This is a genomic window from Gimesia chilikensis, from assembly GCF_007744075.1.
Classification (GTDB): domain Bacteria; phylum Planctomycetota; class Planctomycetia; order Planctomycetales; family Planctomycetaceae; genus Gimesia; species Gimesia chilikensis_A.
On record NZ_CP036266.1, the window covers coordinates 545,377 to 570,384 of the forward strand.

Annotated in this window: 19 protein-coding genes; 5 read left to right on the forward strand and 14 right to left on the reverse strand. The window is 52.5% G+C overall.

Going from position 1 to position 25,008, the window contains the following annotated elements; translation table 11 throughout:
• Positions 1-278: 278 nt before the first annotated feature.
• A complete protein-coding gene (locus HG66A1_RS02180; protein WP_145180421.1) occupies positions 279-1,478 on the reverse strand; it encodes a DegT/DnrJ/EryC1/StrS family aminotransferase in 1,200 nt (399 codons plus the stop codon).
• 595 nt (positions 1,479-2,073) lie between these two features.
• Between HG66A1_RS02180 and HG66A1_RS02185 the strand changes: the two genes are divergently transcribed.
• Positions 2,074-2,352, forward strand: coding sequence for a ferredoxin family protein (locus tag HG66A1_RS02185; RefSeq protein ID WP_145180423.1), 279 nt, complete (start codon positions 2,074-2,076; stop codon positions 2,350-2,352).
• A 68-nt stretch (positions 2,353-2,420) separates the two neighbouring features.
• Here HG66A1_RS02185 and HG66A1_RS02190 read toward each other — a convergent pair whose 3' ends face one another.
• Positions 2,421-3,389 (reverse strand): dihydrodipicolinate synthase family protein, encoded by a 969-nt coding sequence (locus HG66A1_RS02190; protein WP_145180425.1) that lies wholly within the window; start codon positions 3,387-3,389, stop codon positions 2,421-2,423.
• A gap of 100 nt (positions 3,390-3,489) precedes the next feature.
• Between HG66A1_RS02190 and HG66A1_RS02195 the strand changes: the two genes are divergently transcribed.
• Together HG66A1_RS02195 and HG66A1_RS02200 are read left to right on the forward strand one after the other, a co-directional pair.
• Positions 3,490-4,920: a sulfatase-like hydrolase/transferase gene (locus HG66A1_RS02195; RefSeq protein WP_145180427.1), complete on the forward strand. Its 1,431-nt coding sequence runs from the start codon at positions 3,490-3,492 to the stop codon at positions 4,918-4,920.
• On the forward strand, positions 4,920-5,129 hold the full coding sequence (locus HG66A1_RS02200; protein ID WP_145180429.1) for an RNA-binding S4 domain-containing protein: 210 nt from the start codon (positions 4,920-4,922) through the stop codon (positions 5,127-5,129). The genes HG66A1_RS02195 and HG66A1_RS02200 overlap by 1 nt, the downstream gene beginning before the upstream one ends.
• 6 nt (positions 5,130-5,135) lie before the next feature.
• Here HG66A1_RS02200 and HG66A1_RS31815 read toward each other — a convergent pair whose 3' ends face one another.
• Together HG66A1_RS31815 and HG66A1_RS02205 are read right to left on the reverse strand one after the other, a co-directional pair.
• Positions 5,136-5,276, reverse strand: a complete 141-nt coding sequence (locus tag HG66A1_RS31815; protein ID WP_187782005.1) for a hypothetical protein — start codon at positions 5,274-5,276, stop codon at positions 5,136-5,138.
• Between the two features lie 118 nt (positions 5,277-5,394).
• A complete protein-coding gene (locus HG66A1_RS02205) occupies positions 5,395-7,980 on the reverse strand; it encodes a hypothetical protein (RefSeq protein WP_145180431.1) in 2,586 nt (861 codons plus the stop codon).
• 406 nt (positions 7,981-8,386) lie between these two features.
• Here HG66A1_RS02205 and HG66A1_RS02210 point away from each other — a divergent pair, with 406 nt between their 5' ends.
• Positions 8,387-9,682, forward strand: a complete 1,296-nt coding sequence (locus HG66A1_RS02210) for a glycoside hydrolase family 15 protein (protein ID WP_145180433.1) — start codon at positions 8,387-8,389, stop codon at positions 9,680-9,682.
• A gap of 29 nt (positions 9,683-9,711) precedes the next feature.
• Here the strand turns inward: HG66A1_RS02210 and HG66A1_RS02215 are convergent, their stop codons facing one another.
• From HG66A1_RS02215 to HG66A1_RS02235, 5 genes are read right to left on the reverse strand one after another with little or no spacing between them, the layout of a single operon-like run.
• Entirely contained in the window at positions 9,712-10,881 is a 1,170-nt protein-coding gene (locus HG66A1_RS02215; RefSeq protein WP_315851625.1) for a GTPase, read from the reverse strand.
• A 6-nt stretch (positions 10,882-10,887) separates the two neighbouring features.
• The gene (locus HG66A1_RS02220) at positions 10,888-11,718 is read right to left on the reverse strand and encodes a type III pantothenate kinase (protein WP_145180435.1); all 831 of its coding nucleotides are present in this window, start codon (positions 11,716-11,718) and stop codon (positions 10,888-10,890) included.
• Between the two features lie 24 nt (positions 11,719-11,742).
• Complete coding sequence (locus HG66A1_RS02225; protein ID WP_145180437.1) at positions 11,743-12,093, reverse strand: exodeoxyribonuclease VII small subunit; 351 nt, start codon at positions 12,091-12,093, stop codon at positions 11,743-11,745.
• A gap of 47 nt (positions 12,094-12,140) precedes the next feature.
• Positions 12,141-13,382: an exodeoxyribonuclease VII large subunit gene (gene xseA / locus HG66A1_RS02230; protein ID WP_145180439.1), complete on the reverse strand. Its 1,242-nt coding sequence runs from the start codon at positions 13,380-13,382 to the stop codon at positions 12,141-12,143.
• Positions 13,383-13,416: 34 nt separating this feature from the next.
• Positions 13,417-14,199: a sugar phosphate isomerase/epimerase family protein gene (locus tag HG66A1_RS02235; RefSeq protein WP_145180441.1), complete on the reverse strand. Its 783-nt coding sequence runs from the start codon at positions 14,197-14,199 to the stop codon at positions 13,417-13,419.
• A 227-nt stretch (positions 14,200-14,426) separates the two neighbouring features.
• On the opposite strand from HG66A1_RS02235, the gene HG66A1_RS02240 reads away from it, so the two are divergent.
• A complete protein-coding gene (locus HG66A1_RS02240) occupies positions 14,427-17,108 on the forward strand; it encodes a hypothetical protein (RefSeq protein ID WP_145180443.1) in 2,682 nt (893 codons plus the stop codon).
• A gap of 9 nt (positions 17,109-17,117) precedes the next feature.
• On the opposite strand, the gene scpB is transcribed toward HG66A1_RS02240, so the two are convergent.
• The 5 genes from scpB to HG66A1_RS02265 all read right to left on the reverse strand — a co-directional run bounded on the left by scpB (position 17,118) and on the right by HG66A1_RS02265 (position 24,981).
• Entirely contained in the window at positions 17,118-18,008 is an 891-nt protein-coding gene (gene scpB, locus HG66A1_RS02245; protein WP_145180445.1) for an SMC-Scp complex subunit ScpB, read from the reverse strand.
• A 7-nt stretch (positions 18,009-18,015) separates the two neighbouring features.
• Positions 18,016-19,767: a hypothetical protein gene (locus HG66A1_RS02250; protein ID WP_145180448.1), complete on the reverse strand. Its 1,752-nt coding sequence runs from the start codon at positions 19,765-19,767 to the stop codon at positions 18,016-18,018.
• 378 nt (positions 19,768-20,145) lie between these two features.
• Complete coding sequence (locus HG66A1_RS02255; protein WP_145180450.1) at positions 20,146-22,110, reverse strand: prolyl oligopeptidase family serine peptidase; 1,965 nt, start codon at positions 22,108-22,110, stop codon at positions 20,146-20,148.
• A gap of 68 nt (positions 22,111-22,178) precedes the next feature.
• On the reverse strand, positions 22,179-23,954 hold the full coding sequence (locus HG66A1_RS02260; protein ID WP_145180452.1) for an SLC13 family permease: 1,776 nt from the start codon (positions 23,952-23,954) through the stop codon (positions 22,179-22,181).
• Positions 23,955-23,994: 40 nt separating this feature from the next.
• Positions 23,995-24,981 (reverse strand): 3'(2'),5'-bisphosphate nucleotidase, encoded by a 987-nt coding sequence (locus HG66A1_RS02265; RefSeq protein WP_145180454.1) that lies wholly within the window; start codon positions 24,979-24,981, stop codon positions 23,995-23,997.
• Positions 24,982-25,008: the final 27 nt, after the last annotated feature.

Sequence of the window (25,008 nt, forward strand, 5' to 3'; positions counted from 1 at the left end):
ATTTTGGCAGGAATTGGGATTGGTTTTTGGATGCTTTGCACATCAATGCAGGAAATTAATTTCATCACTCTAAGCTTACCCTACGAAAGGCAGTCGTGTGGGCGCGTCCTGATTTTTTGTAGGTTTTTCGCCCCTGCAAAATGCTGTCAGGTCCGGTTGAGTAAACTGGGGTGACTTTGGTGTGTGGCTACCTCAGGAGCCTCTACCGTGCAAAAAAAATCCCCTGACTGCTGGAGCAATCAGGGGATTTGGAAATTTCAGATTGTTCGGGTTGCTGATTAAGCAACCTTTCTGACCTGTGATGTCTCTGAATAGAGGGTCGGGAAGTGAGGAGAAGACAGCCGACCCAGGCTTTCCGCAATTCCGCGAATCACAGTTTCCTGCTGAGTCGCTGTTAATTCAGAGAAAATAGGCAGAGCCAGGCATTCGCTGGTGATCAGTTCAGTGACGGGCAGGTCCCCTTCCTGGTATCCCAGATACTGGAAGCACTGTTGCAGATGCAGAGGACGTGGATAGTAAATCGCACAGCCAATCTGCTTTTCACGTAAGTCGTTCAGCACCTTGTCCCGCTGTCCGCCTTTGACACGGAGACTGTACTGATTGTAAACGTGACGACGGTCCGGCAGCACGGCAGGAGGTTCGATGCAATCAAGCAGCTGGTAGTGACGCAGCAGGGAATTGTACCGACGAGCATTTTCCTGTCGTTCGCTGGTCCACTGATCCAGGTGTTTCAGTTTGACCCGTAGAACGGCTGCCTGCAGGGCATCCAGACGACTGTTGATGCCAACTTCAGCATGCTGATAACCGCCCAGGTCTCCGTGAACCCGCAGGCGACGAATTCGAGTAGCGAGATCCGGGTCATCAGTGGTAACCAGTCCACCATCTCCGGCGCCCCCGAGATTCTTGGTTGGGAAGAAGCTGAAACAGCCTACGGTTCCCAGGACGCCAGCACGCCGGCCCCGGTATTCGGCTCCAATTGCCTGGGCTGCGTCTTCGATGACGGGAATCCCATTCCGGACGGCATTACGCCAGATCGGTTCCATGTCGGCACATTGTCCAAAAATATGGACAGGCATAATGGCTTTGGTGCGTTCGGTAATCTTTTCTTCGATGGACTCAGGGCAGAGATTGAAGCTCACGGGGTCGATATCGGCAAATACCGGAGTCGCACCCACGCGGGCAATCGAGCTGCCTGTTGCAAAGAAGGTAAACGGGCTGGTAATGACTTCATCGCCAGGGCCGATTTCCAGGGCCATCAGAGCCAGCAAGAGGGCATCGGTACCTGAAGCAACTCCGATGGCATTCCGGGAGTCGCAATATTCGGCAATATCACACTCAAATTCAGCGACTTCATCGCCGAGAACGAAAGACTGATTTTCAAACACATTCAGGACGGCATCCTGAACCTCAGTCTTGATTCTCTGATACTGGTCGACGAGATTGATAAAGGGGACAGGTGTGGGGGTGTTGTTTGTCATTCAGCGACTCCATTCGCTATGGAAAACCGGGGAGTTCCGTGCTCAAAAACAGGTAAGTTTGGATGTTTTGAGAGATTTGATGCGGCTTAATTTCGAGTAAGTCGCAGAGATTTCGATCAAACTGAGCGGTCTCCATCCTGGATTACTCAAGGGCGAATCGAAATTTCGTGCGTAGATTATGTCGAGAACCAGATTCTGTCAATATGTGTCAATCCGAAAAAACACAGGACTCAGGCTGGTCTCTGAAGAAAGAGTGCTAAGCAGATCATCAGGTCTTCTTTGTCGCCCTACCTTTGGCAAACAACGCATGATTATCAGGAAGATTGCCGATAGAAGAAACAGGGGCTGAGCCGGGCCGGGAATATGTAGTCTTGACACCTGATTTTCAGCGTTCTAGGATGAACTGTCCGTTTCTTTCCGAGGCGGGTTGATCAACTTGAGTTTTATCACAAATGACTGCCATTCAGACTCATCCACAGCGAGGTCTGATCGAGCGCGACTGGTAGTTTTTTGATTTTCGAAGTCTATAATACCATTAAACGCTTCGAGTAGATTAATCACATTTAAGAAGTGCAACGTCCAGAAAGGAAAACTCATGGCACACGTGGTTACAGAGGCTTGCTTCAACTGCAAATATACAGACTGTGTTGTGGTTTGCCCCGTAGAATGTTTCTACGAAGGGGAATCCATGGTCTACATCAATCCTGATGAGTGCATCGACTGTGAAGCTTGCGTGCCAGAATGTCCGGTAGAAGCGATTTTTCACGAGGACAATCTTCCTGATAAGTGGCAGGATTACATCCAGATCAATGCCGAAAAATCTCAGGAACTGCCCGTCATTACCGAAAAGAAAGAGCCCCTGGCTGATTCGTGATTCGATAAGACAGACTGAATACAACAAAAAACTCCCCATGATCAAACCTGGTCATGGGGAGTTTTTGCTTAGTCGATGACATTGAGTCGCTGTCCCAGTTCGCGCAGAATCTCAATATCGCTGTCGGGGCGCGTCGGGCTGTTTGGATGTGTCTGATTCGTTTTCACCCACCCGCGCAGGTGCAGAAACTGGGCCGCCGAATGCTTGTAAGCCGGCGAAGGGCTGCGGAAGGTGAAATAACCCAGATACTGCAGCAGGTCGTTCAATTCATAAAACGCCGGATCGCCTGCTTCCCAGAATGCATCCCGTTTGGCGAACAGGTCGGGGGCGAAAGTGCTTAGGCCGAGCAGGTAATCGCTGCCGTACTGGACCATATCGATCCCAAAATCATTTCCCGTGAATACTTTGAAATCGGGACGTTTCTGATCGCGGAGCTGCAGCCGCTCCCACTCCGGTTCGCGATGGAAGGATGAGTGTTTGGCACCGATACACTGCGGGATCTCCATCAGGGCGGCATACGTATCGAGATCGTAGACCGAACCGAAGGGAGCCAGGTCACGGGTTAGTTCAAACCCGATGAAGCGGTCTGTGTTGGCGGCAATTGTTCGGTAAGATTCGATAATCTGTTCCGGAGTCTGTTCTACCAGACCAAAGGACTGGAAAATGACCGGCGTCCCCCCATACTCCTGGATCAGGTCAATCTTGTGCTGGTAGCCATCAGCATCGAAGGCCGCCCCGGTCTGATCGCCGACAAACGCACCCGCGACAAAGGAGCCCCCGTTGAGAGTCTCACGGGCGATTTTCAGAACTTCGATGAAGGTGGGTTCATCGATGAGATTCACATAACCGGTGTCCATATTCACGGCGGGGATGATTCCCAGATCAGCCGTACGGGCGACATGAGCGCTCAGCGACTCACGGTCAATTTCACCCGACTCCAGATAGGGGAGCAGGACAGCGGAAATCCCGGTCAGTTTTCGACGGGGTTTGATCATTTTAACGGGATCATATGTGGCCGCGGGGGCTGCTTCTGGCATTTGGTTCGTCCTTGCTATATATTGACATTCGAATTACTGATTTTCAGTGTTTCATGCTCCCGCCAGAATACCAGATCGGCGCTCAATCTTGGAGGCAATCATGAGTTTTCGCTGTCGAGTTTCTTTCGCTTTACTGTTGATGGCCTGTTTTTCTCCCCTGTTCGGCAGCAGTCTTAATGCAGCCACGAAAGAAAAAACCAATATTCTGTTCCTGTTCACGGACGATCAACGGGCGGACACGATACATGCACTGGGCAACCCTCTGATCAAGACTCCCCATCTCGACCAACTGGTGCGCAGCGGGTTTGTCTTTAACAACGCCTACTGTCTGGGCAGCAACTCAGGGGCGGTTTGTGTCTGCAGTCGGAATATGCTGCTCAGTGGTCGTACTTACTTTCGCTGGACCGGCCGCTACGCCTCGGCTGACAAACCGAATTTCCCTGATTCCATGAAAGACGCCGGGTATTACACCTACCATCACGGCAAACAGGGCAATACTGCGGCATTGATTCACAAAAAATTCGATACGACGAAATATGTGAATGATCAACAGGCCCGTCTGCTGGGACAGCCCGGTCAGGAGATCGTGAACGATGCGATCCAGTTTCTGAAGACACGGAAAGAAGATCAGCCGTTCTTCATGTACCTGGCATTCGCCTGTCCGCATGATCCGCGAGTGGCAGACCAGGAATACATGGACCTCTATCAGCGCGAATCTATCCCTCTGCCGGCAAACTACCTCCCCCTGCATCCCTTCAATAATGGAGAGCAGGTCGTCCGGGATGAACTGCTGGCTGGCTTTCCTCGCACTAAATCAGAAATCCGAAAACACCTCCACGATTACTACGCAGACATTACTGGTCTGGATGGACACATCGGACGACTGTTGACTGCACTCAAAGAGAGCGGGGAGTATGACAACACCATCATTATCTTCTCGTCCGATCATGGTCTGGCGGTAGGCAGTCACGGCCTGATGGGGAAACAGAGTCTGTACGAACACAGTATGAAATCTCCCCTGATTTTCAGTGGTCCCGGCATCCCGCAGGGGCAGAGCGACGCGCTGGTCTACTTGTATGACATTTTTCCGACGGTCTGTGAAATGGTCGGGACCCAGGTACCGCAGGGACTGGATTCCCAAAGTATGTGGCCTGTGATCACAGGTGAGCAGAAGCAGACTCGAGAAACGTTATGCACCGCTTACAAAGACGTGCAGCGCTCGGCCCGCGACGGTCGCTGGAAGCTGATTACCTATCCGCAGATTAACAAAACACAGCTCTTCGATTTGCAGGACGATCCGGCAGAAACCCGTAACTTGTTCGGCAATCCCGATTACCAGCAGCAGGCAGACCATCTGCTGACGGCTTTGAAAACCTGGCAGAAAGAGGTGGGAGATACCGACGCACTTTCTTCCACCCATCCACAGGATCCGACTTTCAAGGCACCGACAGCCGAGGAGCTCAAGGAACTACAGCAGCGCTGGCAGCCCAAAAAGAAGAAAAAGCATGCAGTCAACACGGGAGATAAGTAATGTCACATGAGGAACGTCCCCCGATCCGACTGGATCAGTTTCTGAAACAGCAAGGCGCTGTCGGCACCGGTGGACATGCCAAGGTTGTCATCCAGGCAGGTGAAGTGACTGTGAACGGCGTTGTAGAAACACGGCGTCGTAAACAGCTTGCACCGGGAGATGTCGTCGCGTATGCCGGCGAGCAGTGGCGTGTAGAAGTCACTCAGTAGAGTTAGTCATCTCACTTTACTGCTGCGAATGCTGAAAAAGCCTCCGATGAGAATAACGCCGACCATCAGTTTCAGGTATTCGGCGGTAGTTGCAGTCCGCCAGGCGTCAAGTAGATAATCCAGCCAGCCATCAATCCAGAGTTCCATAAGAGGTTCCCCCGTTCCTGGCCCGCAACGAATTGAGATATGAATAGTCTACCCTCTGCAGCGGCGCATGCCGGAATGAAACCCGGTGGAGACATGCAGGGCGGTTGATGGTTGCTTTTCAGAAACGGGGAACCAGCTTCAGTGCTTCGATTTTTTTTGCTGCTTCTAACAGTCCGTGCTCCTGGGGGGCGAGGACATTGAGCTGAGCACAGGTCTCTTCAGCTTCCGCTGTGAGGGTAAAGAGCAGCTGATACTTAAGAAGTAACTTGAGAATTTCCAACTGCTTGGGAAACACAGTATTCACGCGTTCCATTAAGGCCAGTGATTTTCCCGGTACGCCAAAGTCTTCATATTCCTGAGCGAGTTGCAGGATCTCTTCCTTAAGCGGAACGTCAATATGTCCCGTTTTATCAACAGGATATTTTCTCGGATTATTTAAGAATTTTTCGACTCGAGCCTCGCGCTGAATCATCCCCAGCAGCGTTTGTGCTTCACCTTTTTCCGTTGTTGGGGCTGTTTTCAGAGCGAGCTCTAACTGCTCGGTTGCTTCAGCCGCTCGGCCCTGAGCCAGGTAGACTTTCGCCAGCAGAGTCTGCATTTTTGACTGGGTTTCTGAATCAAGAGATTCTCTCTTCAGAGCCTGATTTAACTCCGTTTCCGCTTTATCGATCTGCGAGTATTCCCACCAGGTTCGCGCGAGCTGCAGCGATTTCTTCGCTGCTTTAAGATTTGCTTCCTCCGGTGTGAGTTCTTGCTGATTAGCGATATATTTATGTGACAACTCAATTCCCCGGATCAGGTCACCGCGCATCATTTTCTGACCGGGCATACCCAGGGCAAACTGGAATTCCTGAATCGCCTTCGGATATTGTTCTGTCTTAAAATAGCACCAGCCCAGCAGAGAGGTGAGTTTCACATCTTTAACCTGCTGCCCTTGAAGCTGTTTGATGAATCCGATCAATTCTTCATAGTCTTCATTTTTGAACATCTCTTGCGCCAGAGCTGTCTGAAAGGTCGAGCGGTGAGGGAACTGTTTATAGGCCTGTCGAGCGATCTCCAGTGATTCACCGGCTTGCCAGTATTTCTGGCGAATGGTGCCACTCCGGTTAGGTTCGACTTTGAGAATCAAGACGCCTTGCTCGTCGTAGACAGGGTTGAATCGGTAGACCAGATCCTGGTCGAGCAGGTACCACGGGAAGGCGGAAACGATCTCTTTGTCGTACGATGTCAGATAGCGTGCAGAGAACTTCTGAATACTTTCATGCAACTTGTCAGGACTGACGAGTTCAAAAAAAGCCAGCATTTCAAAACGATGAGCCGTTGTGGCAATGGCTGCCTGACGGGTGATGATCCGGTCTGAGGGTTCTGAGTTCTGCTTGAGCCAGGCTCCCGCTTTCGTCCAGTTACTGAATCCGTTGGAGGGCAGTTCTTCGTCATATAACTGATCTGGTTGCCAGACCATCTTCAGATTGGCGTGGACCAGTTGCGTGTCAGTCCAGCAGAGACAACCGACAAAGAGAAACAAAACAAGCGCAGACCCACCTGCAAATATTTTACCGGTGACAGGACGGGCAACCTGAATGTGCCGTTTCAGGGCTGCCCAACCTGAAGGAACAAATGCGAGAACGACAGGCACCAGAGGCAGCATAAAGCGTTCCTGCATCCAGGGCCAGAGGGAGAGGATGCCCACGCTGAACACCAGATAGCCCAAGGCAACAGTTCCGCCACGATTTCGGCGATAAAGCATCCCATAGCAGGCGACAGCAATAACTCCTGCTGTCATCAGATAGTACAGCCAGGTTGGTCCCGGCAAGGTGATGATTTCATCAAGAACCATGCCACTGTAGATCGGTCGCATGCCTGGCATATTGGGAAACAGTTGTTGTCCAAAATTCTCAAAGTGAGCACTCAAGCGTTCCCACATGCGAAACGCTGTGCCGATGACTCCCTGCGATCTGATTTCGTTGACGGCGATACTGGCGTAACCACTTTTCCCCAGTGCCGCATTACGTAACATCCACAGTCCGGAGGCAGCTATTGAGCAGGCCACTCCCACCAGCCAGGGCCAACGCGATTTTCGGACCACTGCCCAGCAGGCGACAGCCAGTACCATGGCGATCCCGATCGTGCGGAGAAAGGGGAGGAAGACCAGTAATGCAGTGATTAGAAACAGATCCCGTTTGCGCGGTTGTTCTGGTCTGACGGCAATCAGATAGAGAATCCCCAGAGTGCAGGCTGTGAAAGGGATTTCACTCATGATGAGCGTCGAGTAGAAGAGCGTGAATGGATTGACTGCAAACAGAAATGTGATCAGCAGGGCGCCGTTATTAAGGTGCTTATCAGACAGGTCTTCTGGTTCTTCTGACTGACTGAGACGCACGATGTAATAGTACATTAAAGCCAGTAGGAGCAGAGTGGTGAGCAGAACGGTGGCTTTGGCGGCAATGGCATCGTAAGGCGCGATCCAGGCCGCGGGCATGAGCAGGACCGACATACCCGGGGGGCGGTGCGCATAGAGAGGGGCTCCCGGAGTATCAATCTCCCGGTAACCGTCGCCGTTAACGAGGGAACGGGCCATGATCACGTAACGGGCACTGTCGGGGCTGAAAAAATATTGCCGGTTCCAGCGTGCGATGGCCAGTCCGGAAAAGAGGAACAGCAAAAGACAGATACTGATTGGACGAGATCGTATGACACTGGTCATGGAGTTCTATCACTCGATCGAAGTAGGTGAAGAAGAAAAACTGCAGTCATCTCATGAGAATTGCAAATGTCGTACCCTTGTGGTTGAAGCCTCAGATGCAAACCTCGGTTCACTACTTCAGATGACTGAGTGCAGGATCTTATCGGTTAGAATGATTCTGTCGGCAGAAATTCCTGTCATCAGGAATTTCTGCTTGAATACGGGCTTCACGGTAATGTTGCCAGAAATCAACCATGTTGTTTTTGGGAAACAGAGAATCAGGGGTTTCCCTGTTGTCCTGCCGTTGCAATTTGACGGCGATTGTTTCACAATTCGAGGCGCGCAGCGCGGCGCCGTTATAATCCCAGGTGAACGGATTCAGAGGAACAGTCCGCTCAACTCGTTTTTAGAAGTCAGGTGAATCATCATGGATGACAACAGTTTTCTTGCCCTGAAAGAATCATTACAGACCATTGAAGAGACGGATCAGTTATTTTCATTTCTTGAGTCTCAGCAGACGTTCTCGTTCCCTGCTCTGGAGAACGGTTTGTTTCCCGCAGCCATCGCTCATGAATCGACGGGATATCAGAGCATCTGGGTCCGGGATAATATCCATGTCGCTCATGCATTGAATGCCGTGGGGAAAACGGAACCAGCAAGTAAAGCAGTCGCCACGCTGACAGAGTATTTTCTCAAGCATCGAGATCGTTTTGATAAGATCATTTCGGGGGAAGCAAATCCGAAAGAAGTGATGCAGCGGCCGCATATCCGTTTTGACGGAAACACGCTGGGTGAAATCGATGAAAAATGGGCTCATGCTCAGAACGACGCACTGGGATACTTTGTCTGGTTGTACTGTCGGATGCTGGAGCAGGGACACCTGACGGCGTCCGCTCAATCTCTCGAACTGCTGGCGGCGTTCGTGCGCTATTTCGAAGCCATCCGTTTCTGGGAAGATGCAGACAGCGGCCACTGGGAAGAAGCACGCAAGATCGAAGCCTCCAGCATTGGTACTGTGGTCAGCGGGCTGATCGCTCTGAAGGAATATCTGAATTGCAGCGATAACTGGGATGACTTGCAGCACCAGCAGACTCTGGTGACACCCGAGATGCTGGACTCTCTCATTGCACAGGGGCAGACGACACTTGAAGAGATTCTGCCTGCCGAATGCATACAGGCTGACTCTCTGCTGGCCCGAAAATATGACGGGGCGCTGCTGTTCCTGATCTTTCCCCTGGGGCTGGTCAAAGGAGAACTGGCAGACACGATTCTGGAAGATGTCAGAACGCACCTGATGGGGGATTACGGAATCCGACGCTATCTGGGAGACTCTTACTGGTGTGCTGATTACAAAGAAGTCTTCAGCGAGGATGACCGCACGAGTGACTTCAGTGATGATCAGGCCAGCCGGGATCAATATCTGAAACCGGGTCAGGAAGCCCAGTGGTGCATTTTCGATTCCATCATGTCGGTGATTTACGGCCAGCGATTTCTGGAATCAAGACAGGACGCTGATCTCGAAAAGCAGCGTTTTCACCTCGATCGCGCTTTGAATCAGTTGACGACATCTGAGTGTCCCTTTGGTCCATATCGTTGTCCTGAGTCGTATTTTCTGGAAAAAGGAAAGTACGTTCCCAATGATATTACGCCACTGTTATGGACGCAGGGAAATCTGATGATGGCCCTGCATCAGTGGAAACAGACTTTAAAAGCACAGCAGTAAGTAATACAGCTCAAGTTGCTGACAGGGGATTAAACCTCTGTCAGCAACTGTTTGATTAAGCGTGTGTAAGCCTGCTGGTCGTCTGCATCCAGTGCTGCTGCAGCCTGTTTCAAAAGTTCGATCTGGCGTGATGTGACTGGAAGAGCCGTCTCCTGGTCGGGGACTTCGGGAATCAGTTGTTCCACCAGTTTCTGCAGAAACTCATCGAGCCCCGCTTTTGTGACTGAAGAAATTCGAATCGCCTGTGGGGGAAGTGGTGCGCCCCAGCATTCGGGGAGGTCGGCTTTATGAGCCACGATCAGCGACTCGGGCCATTGAGTGAGCAGTCGGTGATCGTCTGGATGCGCAGGTTGGCTGATATCGATCAGAATGACGCGGGCATCCGCGGCGTTCAGGATCTGCTCGGCGCGTTGGATTCCAGCTGCCTCCAGCTGTTCTGCTTCTGCCCGAATTCCTGCGGTATCAGAAAACTGGAACGGCCAGCCGTAGAGCGCCGTGGTCGCTGTCAGCACATCACGGGTCGTTCCCGCTTCGTTAAAAACAATGGACCGTTCATAACCCAGGATCGCATTAATCAGACTGGATTTTCCGACATTCGGTCGACCGGCGAGTACGACATTCCAGGGACGGGTCAGGTGTTGTCCCAATTCTTTCCAGCGCAGCAGATCCTGAATCTGAGATTTCAGATGTTCTGAATCGAACGAGCTCTGTTCCTCGGGCAGAAGTGAGGCGAAAGCGGATCGTAGTAAGCCTTGCGATTGACACAGGAGAATTTCTGCTGTTCGAAACGTAGTGGCTGCCGTCAATGCTTCCTGGATTTCAAGCTCCAGGCCTGTCGCTTTCCGGCTGGCCAATGCCTGCCAGGTAAGAACGTCACAGCCCTGGGCCTCTAAATCATTCAGGATTCGATTCACCGCCGCCATGCCTCCATGACAGTGAATGTCAACGGTTTCAAAATCAATACGACAGAGAACCAGGTCTTCGGTATTAGAGGTTCCCCAGTATCCATAGACAATCTGGTTCACAGCCTGTTCGATCAGTGGTTTCTGATTGACGGCGTGAAAACAGGGATTTACCAGCGCATTCAGTGCAGCGGTTCCTCCCTGAACGCGAATCGTAGCGACAGCTCCTCTTCCGCGGGGGGTAAGGAGAGCGGCCTGGCAGGTTTGTTGAAACTGTTTTGGGGAATGCGTGGTCATGCTGGTTTATTGAATCCCGCGAATCTGTTGTGCGACCAGTGCCAGCCCCTGCAGTGACAGGAGAGGTTCAAAGTGAGCCGATTCATCCAGGTGCGGAGCGAGCAGGGCTGAGCCGCCCCCGGTGAGCAGCACCAGTGGAGTTTCCCCCGATGTGGATTCCGCAAGTATCTGATTTGTGTGCTGAGTGATGAGTTCACGGACCGCACCGAGCTGCCCCCAGAACAGACCGCTGCGAATAGCATCTGTCGTGTTTTTGCCGAGTACCACGGGTTCAATTTGACGCAGATCCTCGACCGGAATCAGAGGGAGCAGGGCGGTATAGTCGTGTAATGATTTCGCGGAAAGTTCAAAGCCGGGTAAAATCGCTCCCCCGGCAAAGCAACCTTCGGTGCTCACAACATCGATCGTGGTGGCGGTCCCGGTATCGACGATGATCGCAGCCTGCGATGTCGATTTTAAACGGTTGGCGGCGACAGCGTTGAACAATCGGTCGATGCCCACTTTACGGGGTTCATCGACGGCAATCTCCAGAGGGAACTCGTCTGTATTCAGAACCTCCAGCGGATCGGGGAGGATAGATTCGGGCCAGTCATTGAGGACCCGTTTGATGCCATGCGGATTGGAACCCGCGACCGAACTCAGACATGGAGTATCAGTGGGTTCGAGCCAGTCAGCGATCTGATCCCAGGGGAGAGGATCCTCAACCAGAATTGAGAGCGCATGTTCGACCAACGGAAGCTGATGAGAGGCTCCCAATGGGAGCTCCGTCTTGAGCAGCACAAACTTGATGCGACTGTTGCCGACATCAATCACCAGTTGTCTTAAAAGTTGCGACATGCGTGGCTTCTTTGTATATCCGGTTTAAAACAGGGTCCGATCCTGATCGTCTTCGTCTTTACTGGAACTGCTCTTTCGTTTGCCTGTTTTTTTCGCAGGGCCTTTGGTATCGACCGAAGCCGTGGAGTCAAATTCTTCCAGCACCGGATTGCCGTCTTCGTCAACGCAGGTCAGAATTTCAATTTTCTGCTCGGCAGTTTCAAGTCGCTGGTAACAGGAACGCAGCAGTTTTACACCACGCTCAAACTGTTCCATCGATTCTTCCAGACCGGCAGTGCCTGACTCTAGTGTGCTCACAATTTCCTGCAGCTCGGTCAGGGATTCTTCGAACAGAGGTTCTTCTGTTTGTTCTTTCGTACTTTTTTTCTTGGCCATGTGATCAGATCTTTATGCAAATAATGGTTTTCGATATTCAACAGGATTCAGGAAGCTTCTTCCGAATCTGGGTGTAACTCCTGAACCTGGCTGGTGATGCTCCCGTCAGAAACTTTCGTGGTGATCGTGTCTCCCGGTTGCAGTTGATCGACTGATTTGACGATTTCCGGCGTCGACGCTTTCGATTCTGCTCCGCGACGTGTGATACTATATCCGCGGCTTAGAACTTTCAGGGGACTGAGTGCTTCCAGTGATGAGGCCAGATGTCGGGTCTCGGACTGCAGTCGGCTGACCAGTTCGCGGGTACTGCGTTTCAGACGCCGGTCCAGTTCATCCAGCTGGGAAGCCCGATTGTGAATCAGGTCCATAGGTCGTGTCAGCGCGGGACGCCCCGCGAGGGAATCCAGTTGCAGGCGAATCTGTCGGGCACGCTGCTTCAGGTTGGTCGCGAGTTGACCTCTCCAGTGAGAGAGCGTCGCCAGGACATCGGTTTGCAGGGGAACAGCCAGCTCGGCGGCTTCACTGGGAGTCAGGGCGCGGCGGTCAGCTACCAGGTCGGCGATGCTGATGTCAATTTCATGACCGACGGCACTGATAATGGGAATCGGACAGTCGAAGATGGCGCGGGCGACCACCTCTTCGTTGAAGGCCCAGAGATCTTCCAGGCTGCCCCCTCCACGTCCGGTAATGATGGTGTCGACCCCTGGAAGTTGAGCAGCGACTTCGATCCCGGCAGCGATCTGTTCAGCAGCTCCATCTCCCTGCACCGCCACCGGGACGATGACAATGTCAGCGGCCTGCCAGCGGCGGGTGATAACCTGCAGCATATCGCGAACTGCGGCGCTGGTGGGACTGGTTACCAGTGCAATCTTCCGGGGGAAGCGGGGGATCGGCTGTTTGTGTTCCGGATTGAAGAGGCCCTCAGCGGCCAGTTTTTCCTGCATCTGTCGAAACGCGAGTTCCAGCGCGCCGACCCCCTGTGGAAGTAACTGTTCGATGTTGAGCTGGTAAGTGCCGCGTGCCTGATAAAGTTCAATCGGACCAGCGGCTACCACTTCCATGCCGTCCTCAATCTGAAACTTGAGTCGGGACGCAGTTCGTTTCCAGATGACTGCACGCAGCTGAGCGTTGTCATCTTTGAGGGTCAGATAGATGTGCCCGGAACGGGCCACCGTGCAGTTGGAAATTTCACCAATCACCCAGGTGTACGGGAAGTTGGCTTCAATCAGATTTTTAATCTGTCGAGTGGTTTCGGTCACCGACAGAATTTCAGGTTCCAGAAGAGACATACAAATGCTTTATCGGGTTAAAATTCAATGGCGATCAGGGAAGGATTGTCGTGAGGTAATCGATTCCCCGCCGACAGTCCTCTATCCGCTGGTCGCCCTGCGTGCGATCCACGGCGAGCCAGCCCTGATAAGCGGTTTCCCAGACCAGAGGCAGGAACTGGTCCCACATGACCATACCCCTGCCCAGAGGAACTTCCTGGCCGTCGGTATCCATTTCACGAACGGCATCACGCAGACGGTAGGCGCGAATCCAGGGATGTAGTTCACGGATTGTTTTTTCCGGATTATGGTTATTGAGGACCATGTCGGCTGGGTCGAGTTCGATACCCAGGAAGCCGGCGTTGACCCGGGAGACCAGATCACGCATGACGGCAGGGGAATTCTTTCCACAAGCGATACAGAGTTCGGTACCAATATGATTCGAAAAGCGCACAAGATCGTTGAGTACTTCACAGATAAGAGTAAAGTTCCCTCCGTCATCTGTCTGAATGAGCCCCGGATGAATAATCAGGGAAGGTGCCTGCAACCGCCAGGCGAATTCCAGGGCTGCGCGGATTTGTGACACTCTCTGGTCCAGGAATTCCGGGTCGACCAGGGCGCCCCGGGCAGGCATCCTGAATGAAGCGAGGCTGAGATTGAACTCTTCCAGCAGTTTACGAAACTGACGGTCTCCAGAAGCCCCGAAAGAGGATGGAGTGACTTCCTGTTGTACATCAAGTTGAATCCCGCGGGCTCCGATGCGGGCAGCTGTCTTGATAGCATTCCTGATCGGCATGCCGAAGCAGCGGGTGGCAACGGCGAGTTTCAGACGAGACATGTTCTACCTTAAACAAAACGCGAAACGGGTATTTTAACTGAGTCGGATAAACGCAGCAATTCGTGCGACAGGCAAAGTTTATCTAACCGGATGTGAAAAGAGAATGATCTCCCGGCGTTCAGGGAACCGGATTGAAAAAACAGGATTCCCAGCCGGGTTCCCCATAGAGAATCCCTCAAAAAATGGTCGATTATGAGAGAGAGCCTCGAATTCACCCGGGAATTTCCATGATACTGTCATCGCTTCTCACCTGCTACCTTGCGTTGCTGACCGGTTTACCCGTAGAGGGTAATCTCGTGGAAGATACGCTCCCCATTCTGTCATACTCATTTGAGACGGACCAGGACCGGGATTTCGATGACATGCCGGATGACTGGTCGCGGCGAAAAGGGCCGGGATATCCCCAGTATGTGCAAGTCAGCATCGACCGAAATCAGGGACGCACTGGATCTCAGAGTCTGCATATCGGCGTGAACGGGGGCCACGCCACGATCTATTCACCGCCACAGAAAATCGATGGGGATCATGCGTACGTCTTTCGCGGGTATATAAAAACTCAGCGACTCAAATACGATGCAGCCATGGTCTCGATCTCATTTCTGGATCATAAGCGACAACGGGTTCAACATTTTGTGAGCCGACCTGTGACAGGGACCCACCAGGATTGGGTGGAAGTAACGCTGGGGCCGTTGACTCCAGATCCCAATGTGCGATTTATCGTGATTGGCTGTCATGTCGCTCATAACAACCTGAAAGATATCTCTGGTGACATCTGGTTCGATGATTTGTGGGTCGGCAGTCTGCCACAGCTGGATATCCTGAATAACTATCATCGCCATTTTGTCGATCACGATGCGGAAATCCGGGTGAGCAGCCGGATCAGTGGTTTAAACCCCAAGAACAAATATCGCCTCGACCTGGAGCTGATTGACAGCTCAAACCGGAAAATTGCGAGTTCAGCGTTGGATCTGGTCACCGATCCCGATGATGTCAAGGGGGCACCCAACAGCAGGTTGCTCGATGGGAATAATCATACCGAGGTCTGGCGTCTGAAACCGATGGAGTATGGCTTCTATGAAGTCCGTTCCAAACTGGTTCGGGACGAAAAAGCCATTCTGGAAAAGAAAACTTCCTTTGCTGTGATTGATCTGGTGAATTCCCGTCCCCAGGGGGAGTTCGGTTGGGTGATTTCTGAAGAACACGACCAGTTGCCTGTTTCTGAGTTGCCTGATATCGCAGCGCAAGCAGGAATCAACTGGATCAAGTTTCCGCTCTGGAATGTTATGGCGTCGACTGACATTCACCATTCCAGTCGGATCGCGGAGATGCTCGACCAGTGTTCCAATCAAGGTATTACTCCCGTTGGGTTGTTAAATCATCCACCTCGGGATTTACGCTCGCAGTTCGCCAAAGACTGGCAGGGGGTCAGCGGAATATTTACGATGCCCGCCAGTTTCTGGTCCCCTTCACTCGAAGAGGTCTTTGCGCGATACACTTCTTTAGTCAATTACTGGCAGCTGGGGGGAGATGAAGACAAAAGCTTTATCGGAATGCAAAATCTGTCCGAGACGTTGAAGAATGTCAAATCGCAACTGGATCTGATCGGTCGGGATACGCATGTCGGCATTCACTGGGACTGGAAAACGCCGCTGCCTGAGAATCATATGACACACAGCTTTGTCGCGATCAATAATGAGGAGCGTCTCAATGCGGCGGAACTGGCAGTAGAGCTACAGAAGGTGAAGCTGGGATCTGGTATGGGGCCGCACTGGGTTACGCTTACGCCTCTGCCGAAAACCGGTTACGAACCTGAGGAACGGGCCATTGATCTGGTCAAACGAATGGTGACCGCGAAATACATGGGCGCGGATGCAATATTTGCTTCGTCTGTGTTTGATGAGCAGCATGGTTTGCTTAATCAGAATGGCTCTCCCACGTTGTTATTTCTCCCCTGGCGAACAGTGTCGCTGGCATTACAGGGAGCGAAGTATATCGGCAGTTTCAACATGCCCAATAAGAGTTCGAATTTCGTATTCGCACGAGACCAGGAAGCGATCGCGGTCGTCTGGAATGAGGAGCCCACGGAAGAGGAAATCTATCTGGGGGAGAACGCTTATGCCACCGATGTCTGGGGGAAACGGATTTCGCTGGAGCGGGATGAGACGACCCGCCGCCATAAGCTGCTGGTGACCCGTTCTCCGATTGTCCTGCGCAAATGCAATCAGCAGGTCGCTTACTGGAGGCTGGCTGCTCAGTTTGAGAAAGGGAAGTCTAAGAGTGAATATGGCGGGCATGCAGATGCGGTTCTGGGAAAGAATACTTTCGCTCAGAGTGTGCAGGGCAAGGCAGTGTTGAATGTCCCCAAAGGCTGGGAAGTCGAACCGCGAGAGTGGACGTTTAATGCCGGCACCGGCGAAAATTTCCGCCTGGAGACATTCATGACACTCCCCACGAATGCGAGCCTGGGGAAGAAAGATGTGTCGATTGACTTTGATATTTTTGCCGAGCGAAAATATTCAATTCGCGTACATCGCCCTTATCATGTCGGGCTGGGAGATATCGTGATCAAGGTCACGGATCGAAAACTCGAGGGGAATGTTCTGGAGATCGAACAGATCATCGTGAATAATACCTCACCACTGGAAACACTGCAGTTCCGTTGTAGTCTGTTCATTCCCAGCATGAAGCGGATGCAGCGTTTTATTACCGAGCTCAAAAACGGACAGGACCGGAAGCTGTATTACCTGCCGAATGCGGATCGGCTCAAAGGGAAAGAACTCTGGATTCGGGCAGAGCAGGTGAATGGCCGCCGAATTCTGAACTACCGCTGGACGGTGGGAGAGAACTGGGAAGCACAGGAACCGGTGACCCGGAAAGCGAATAAACGTCAGACCACATCGGTACGTTAAAAGGCCGGTTCAGGCAGCTTCGAGGTCTTCGTCTTCTGAATCTTCATCCTCAAAGTCTTCGAAAGAATCAGACTCTTCGACCTCGGAAATTTCTTCTGTCTGCTCTTCGGCATCAGTCGAGAGTTCAGCGACTTCTTCGGACTCACTGGTGTCTTCCGTTTCATCCTCGGTCTCTTCGATCGCAGCTTTCACCGGCTCCTCAGGCGCAGGGCGGAGCATGTCGGCCATGGGGAGATCTTCCAGGTTTTTCAAGCCGAAGATTTCCAGAAACTTGCGTGTGGTTTCATACAGGAAAGGACGGCCGAGTGAGTCGTCTTTACCGCCGATGCGAACCAGGCCGCGATCCATCAACTGCTTCAACATTTCGGCACTCTGGACGCCACGAACCGATTCAATGTCCGCACGGGTAATGGGCTGGCGATAAACGACGATCGCCAGTGTTTCCATGGCGGGTGGGGAGAGTTTGAGAGCCGCCTGTCGCTGATGAAGTTTGTTGAGCCAGAACGAGAACTGGGGATGCGTCATCATGCGGTAACCGGTGGCGACTCGCTTGATGTGAAACGCAGACTGGCTGGCCGCCAGTGCGTCATTGAGCTGGTCGATGAGCTCTTTGGCTTCCTTGGCATTGGCCAGGGTGGCCAGTTGAGCAATCTTTCTTGTAGAGAGCGCACCATCTGCCACAAAGAGTACTGCTTCCACTTTTGCCATTTTCAGACTGCGGCGTGTATCCACTTCCTGATCAGTCGCAAACAGCAGACTGCTGGATTGCTCAGACCGTGTCTGAAAATTCCAGAGAAATCCGCGCGCTGGAATTTGTTGAAAAACGGAATCGGCCAGCGATGTGTTTTTGGGGGTTACGAGGCCGCAGGCGTGATGGTGAGATGCTGGTCCGGGAAACATATGAAGCTTATCGCACCGTGAAGTTTTGAGAGTAAGTGGCTACCTTCTGGCTGATTTCATCTTCCACAGTCAGTTTCATGATGTGAGGCCCGAGCGAAATATTGCGGGGGATCTCAAATTTATAACTGTGGAAGTAATCCTTACGTACATTGCGGCAGAGATCCTCGGTAGTATCGAAGGGGATCTCTGCTACAAGATCACCGTTGGTACCCGCTTTGAAGATCTGGATCTTTGACTTTAACAGTGTACGGTACATGCCGTCTGCGGTCAGTTCGCTCGTAAAGTTTTCAATTTCTGAATAAACCAGTACGGGACGACCGGGCGTGTATTCATCACGTTCGAAGCGTTCGTAACTTCCAAAACTGCTGATCTTGTGGCAGAAGGCGACATTCTTGAGTTTCAGGTTTGCCTTTTCCTGCAGGCGGGCGGTTGCCTGACGGAGCTGGGTCACTGTTTGAGTGGCCCGATCGGCAACATCTGGAATGGCCGCTTCATCAAAGTAGTTCGCGACTGCCCAGAAGGTCTGCTGCCAGAATTCCTGATCTGCTGGTTCAATCCCCGGAATCGCTTCCAGGGCACGTTCGTGCTGTCCGGCCATCAGGTAAAGCATGCGGAGGTAAACGTGCCGCTCAATGTAGTTCTGTTTTTCTTCGGGAGACGAACCCGGCTGAAGCTGAGCGATTTCTGATTCCGCAACCGAGATCAACTGCTGCAACTGATCTTGCGCCGATGCACCTGATTGTGCAACAGCCAGGGGGACCATCTGTGGGGCCAGCTCGGCTGATTGTGGATTCGTGACCGGTGCCATTTGTGGATTTGGGGACGTGACCGGCAGTTGCTGTGCGGCTGGGTTCTGCTGACCGCTGAAGGCAGTACTGGTACGAGTGATACCATTCTGAATTGCAGACGTGCCCTGATGGATCGCTGAGGATAATTTTGTTTTCAGAGGGCCAACCAATGGGATGTGGTTCAAACCCTGGCTGATGGTTTCTGATGTGGAATAAGCTTGTGGCTGACCGGGAACGACAGTCGGGAGGCCTGTTTGCGGATTGTTTCCTGTTGTTTCCAGGGTTCCCAGCTGAACTGGATTGTTCATTTGCTGTATCTGCTGGCTGCCGGGAGTAATCTGCCCCGGTGGAGCCATCTGCTGGGCACTCGCCTGTTGCACGACAGGCTGTTGATTAGCGACTTGAGGCAGGTTTGTATTGGGAGCCGGAGAACCACCAGGCTGGGTATGTCCCAGGCCGGGTAAATTCACAGGAGCAGCCGGAGACGTTTTGTGTTCGGCCAGCTGTTGAGCCTGCATACTGTTGACCATTCTACGCGTACGCAGAATGTTTTTGATCATTTCCGGATCGACGCCCTTGAAACTGGCCAGGTACTGAGATCGTTCCTTTGGCGTCGCGTCTTTCAGTTCTTCGTGGATGTAGGCCAGCAGTTCCGCGTTATGCGTGGTGACTTTGGCCGGCTTCTTTTCTGGTTGAGTTAACAGTTCCCCAACTGCCTTACCGATTATCTCTGCTGTTTCTTTATCTATTTCCACACCGTTGATTTTGGCAACGGCTGTTTCTTCTTCGGCTGTCGTTTCTTTTTCTGCTTTCTCAGATTTCTCTTCAGAAGAAGCGGACTTTCCCCAGTTCCACGGCGCAACAGGTGCTTTCCAGGCCACGGCCTTAGTACCTGATGTGGAAGCACATCCGCTCATCGATAGAGAAAGTAGAACAGCAGGGATGACCGTGCTGAGCCGAAATCGTTTCATTATGCTGCCCGGTTTCATGGGGTGAAGGGCTGGAGTAACTGTCGCACGCTGATGGTGCAGAAGGGTAAAACTGTGATTTGGAGGTGATTGAATCTGAGTGAGAGTTGATCCTGATCAGATCCCTGATGGGACAGGAATCGGTTTTTTATGAAAAATCGCGAAATGAAGCAAGATCGATTCAAGAAAGTTGAAACTACTGTCGGCACTCTCTTTTTCGCAGAGCAAAATGCGGAGTCGCGGGGAGGGTGTTGCGTTTAAGTGATGGTCTGGAAATGGTTTGCGGTTGGCAGGTGGCATGTGATGCGTCCTCTCCTTGAGGGAAAAGAACGCATCGAGCATGTCTCTGATTCGATTAACTGAAAAAAACGAATCTCGAAATCAGGGAAGTTCCCAGTTGCTGTCGAAGAGTTCAGCCCAGACCGTTTCATTCTCGAAATTACCATCTTTGTTCTCTTTGAACTTGATGACGGCAATATCACCCAGCTTGGGGAACAGCCAGGAATTGGAAGCGCGGAAATCTTTTTCATGCATGGTATGCCCGGAATTGATGACCACATATCGCGTCGGATTCAGAGGGTTGGGATAGATCAGGGCAACTCCATGGTCTTTGGTATCATAGGTCTTCCCGTTGACGGTGATCTGATCGTTCGACCATTGGATCGGCAGGTCTTCGACAATTTTGGCGATCAACGCATTGGAGCCAGGGTCTCCGAACAGAATCAGGTTCTTGTCGGCGATGGTCTGATCAGTAACCTCTTTATCTGTGATGACGGGAACCTTTCCTCGCAACCACTTGTCGAATTCTTTCTCGAAAAGAGAGAGCACGGATTGCGACCAGGCTTGTTGCTCGGGAGTCCAGGGAGTGCCAGTCCCTTTCACGCAAACAAAGGGCAGGGTGAAGGCGTCGTCGATCGGCCCCTGTAGATTGCGGCGTTTGCGTAGATTCGAGTTTTCGATGAAGGCTTTGGAATCGTCGTATTTGAGCACATCCCAGCCGCTGTTACCTTTGACAAAGTAGACCTGGGGCAGCAGTCCGCTGGCTGCCGACTCCAACGGAAGCAGGGTCCCGTCCAGTTCGACTTTGGGAGCGATATCACGGGCGATAGACAGGGCAGCCACATTGTCAGTGGTCAGTTCCAGATTTCCTGATTCCTCATCCAGTCCCCCTTCGACGGTGGTCGGCTCGTACATCTGGTCCAGCTCTTCGATGTTGAGCCATTCGCATTCATTGAACTTGGGGGTGTATGTAATAAAGCGGATCTGCTTGCGGCCCGGCCAGGCGGGGCGTCCCTCTTTGGAGATCTTCAGCAGCTGTGCAAGGAAATCCTGATAAGCGGGCATCCGTGACTGATGTGCCGCCTCGGGGCTGATATACAGGGGGATTTTGATATCCAGTTCTTTAGCCTTTTCGACCATCCGAGTGCTCGAGACCAGCTGCTTGTCTTTTCCGCCTCCATAGGTCACGACTGGAACATCCGCAGCGTTGAGGGCGTAGTCGATGGAGTCATAAATGTGCAGAGTTTTATCCTGATAGGGAGGCAGTTTCTCTTTATGGTTCTGATACTGGTAGAAATCGACAAAGCCCGCTCCCGGTCCCACACCGCACCATTCAGAGGGATAATGCAGTCCCAGATGCCAGGCACCAGCGCCTCCCATGGAGAAGCCACGCAGGGTGATCCGCTGTTTGTCGATCAGGTAACGTTTTTTGACATCGGCGATCGCTTCATGTACGTCAACTTCTCCACTCCAGCGCCAACCGTTATCTGTCCGGCCAAAGGGATCAAGGTGCAACCAGTCGTGATCTTTACGCGGTCCTCTGCCATTTGGATGCATGATAAAGAAGACTTCGTTGCGTCTGCCTCCTCGGCCATGCAGTTCCACATGCAGGGGCCAGCGCTGGCTGGATTTCTGTTTGAAGTCTGCAGGAAAGGTCAAAGCATACGGTTGTACGGAGCCATCGATCTTCGAGTAGTATCCGAAGAGCACCGTACCCTTCGGATCAGTCCACTCGGGTTTGCCTGCTGCGAGTTGACTGGCTCGCTGGCGTCCGGTTTCGAGAACCTGGTAGGTCTCTTTGACGTACTGTGGTTTGTAAAATTCCTTGTGGCGTAAAATCCATTCTGCTGCTTTCGCATAAATTTCCACGTCGGCGAGCAGGGAGCGTTCGATCTGGGGATTTTGTTTAAGTGTCTGAATCTGCTGTTGCAGTTCCTGAAGTTCTGCTTCGAGTTTCTTGCGATCTGCAGGAGGTGCATCCTGAGCAGAGAGATTTGCGGGAGCAGATACCAGTAAGGCGAAGAATGCCAGCGCGGGGACAAAGCGGGAGCAGAGGCTGCGATGCATGGAGGAACCCTGATCATGAAAAAAGGAATCGGTACCGAATACGGCGGGTGATTTCTCAATTTACATTATCAGGGATGGAAGGGCCAGACAAGAGGTACGACGATGACTGTCAATAACCAGACAATCAAAGTCAGCGGGCCGCCAATACGCAGATAGTCACCATATTTATACCCCCCGGGCCCGAAGACCATCAGGTTGGTCTGGTAGCCGATGGGGGTGGCGAAACAGGCGGCTGCGGAAATGATGATGGCAATCACAAACGGCATCAGGTCCACACCCAGGGCATTTGCGGTGGCGACCGTGATCGGAAAGATCAGTGTTGCCGTGGCTTTGGCGGTAATCAGATTCGTGAAGACCAGGGTGATGAATGAGAGAATCGCGAGGACGATCAGAGGACTGTCGTTAGCCATGCCGGTAAATCCGTTGGCAATCAGTCTGGCGGCACCAGAGTTATCGATGGCCTGTCCGATTCCCAGTCCGGCTGCGATGGTGATCAGCACTCCCCAGTCAATCGAGCGTTTGGCTTCCGTGGCACTGCAGCAGCGGGTAGCGGTCATCAGACCGGCAGCCACCATAGCGGCCACAAGCATCGGAATGTTGAACACGGCGACCATGCCGATCATGGCCAACAGGATCAGCCGGGCGATCCAGGCGCGTTCGTGTCTTGGAGGCGTGGAATCTTCGACCTGGCTGACCAGGAAGAATTCACGGGAGTTCCGTTGCTGATCGATGAACGAGGGGTGTGCTTCGATGAGCAATGTGTCGCCTCGCTGCAGTTCAATGTCACCAATCTTCTTATTGATCCGCTGACCATTTCGCGCCACCGCGATAACCGCAGCGTTGTAATTGGAGCGAAACTTCGCGGTGCGGATGGACATGTTGAGAAACCGAAAGCTGTCTGAGACAACTGCTTCAATCAGGCAGCGTTCGGAGCGGGGGCCGGAGAGTTTGAACAACTGGTCGGTGGCTGGTTTGAGGCCGGGGATTTTCTGCAGATCGATGACCGATTCAACAACGCCCACGAAGACCAGCTGATCGTTGGCGGCCAGTCGTTCATTCGAGGAGACCGCGGCGATCACATCATCGGCCCGGTCGATTTCCATCAGGTACATGCCGGGCAGATGACGCAGACCGGCCTGTTCGATGGTTTTGCCTATCAGAGGGCAGCCAGGTTCAACGACCATTTCTACCGTGTATTCTCGAGGATCATCCATGGGAGTGATCGCCGGTTTTCGCTCGGGGAGCAGCCAGCGAGAGCAGACCAGCAGATAAATCAGTCCCACAACCATGACCGGAACTCCGATCCAGGCGATTTCAAACATGGTCAGTGCAGGGCGATCTGTCTGGCTCTGCAGCAGCCCATTGACCACCAGGGTGGTGCTGGTGCCAACCAGGGTACAGAGACCGCCCAGAATCGCGGCATAGCTGAGAGGCAGCATCAGATGCGAAATGGAGATCCGCATTTTCTTGGCCCAGTCAGAAATGACGGGCATCATCATGGCGACGACGGGAGTGTTATTCAGGAATGCACTCAGGATGGCGGAAGGCACCATCACGCGGGCCTGCGCATCGGTCAGGGATTTCGGATGTCCCAGTAGTTGCTGGCCCGTGAAGGAGAAGCCACCGGTCTGCCGAATACCTTCACTGACCACGAACAGAAACGCGACTGCCAGCAGGCCTTCGTTGGCAAACCCCTGCATAGCCTGATTGACGGGAACGATGCCGGAGACGATGAGAATGGTCAGACCACCCATCAAAATCGTATCAGCGCCGGCACGTAGAAACGTCAGAGAGCAGATGACCCCTGCCAAAACGAGAAACGTGACTACGATGTGCCAGTCCATGTCGGTTAATACATCATCAAAAGACAGATCGATACAGAGATTAAAATTCGAGTTCGTCCAGAGACTGGATCAGGAGCGAGTGCAGGTGTCCGTTGGTGACGATCACGCCCTGATTATTTTTCAGTTCATATCCCTGGTCAAATTGCAGAGGGTTGCCGTGGATATCAGTGACTTCCCCTCCCGCTTCTTCAACCAGCAAGACCCCTGCCGCATGATCCCAGATTTTCTCGCGATAACCGGGGCGTGTGGGCAGCCGCATGTAGATGTCAGCCTCACCCTGGGCGACGACAGCGTATTTAGCCTGACTGTCCAGACGCCGGGGCTCTTTGCTGATCCCCAGTCGTTCCGCCAGCTGCTGAGAGTGGCTGTGTGAACTGTGTCCCGATTCGACGGATTCACAGAAGCGGGATTCCGAAAAATCGGAAGTGGTGGTCACACGGATGCGTTTCGGCTCCTGTTCGCGAACGAGGGGAAGGGCGTAGGCACCTTGTCCAGCGATTGCATAATAGAGCGTCCCCGCGGTTGGGTTTTCCCCGGGAAAGGGCAGGTTGGGACAGCCCAGCACGCCGAGTACGATTTTTCCCTCTACGATCAAAGCCAGTGAAACCGCATACTGTTCTTTGCGTAAAAAGCCTTTGGTTCCATCAATGGGATCGAGTGTCCAGAACCGGTCGCTGTATGTTTTGGCACCGCCGTAATCGATCCAGGTACAGACATTTTCAGGAGTTGGATCCTGAATACCGTCAGCAGTCAGTTCTGCGACAATCTTTTCCAGGAACTCCCGGTTTTCAGGTCCTTTCAGTTCAGCGGCATCTTCTTCGCCGATGATCGGATCTTCCGGGAATGCGTTGTGGAGTGCACGACAGATAACGGCCTGACTGCTGAAATCTGCGATCGTGACCGGGCTCTTATCTTTTTTTTCCAGGACTTCATCCGTGATGGCAGATTGAACTGTTCTGCAGATCAAAGCAGCCTGTCTGACTGCCAGAAGTGCTGTCTGTAATTCCTGTTCCAAAGTTTCTGTCATGATTTCAGATCGTTTCGAGTGAAGCTG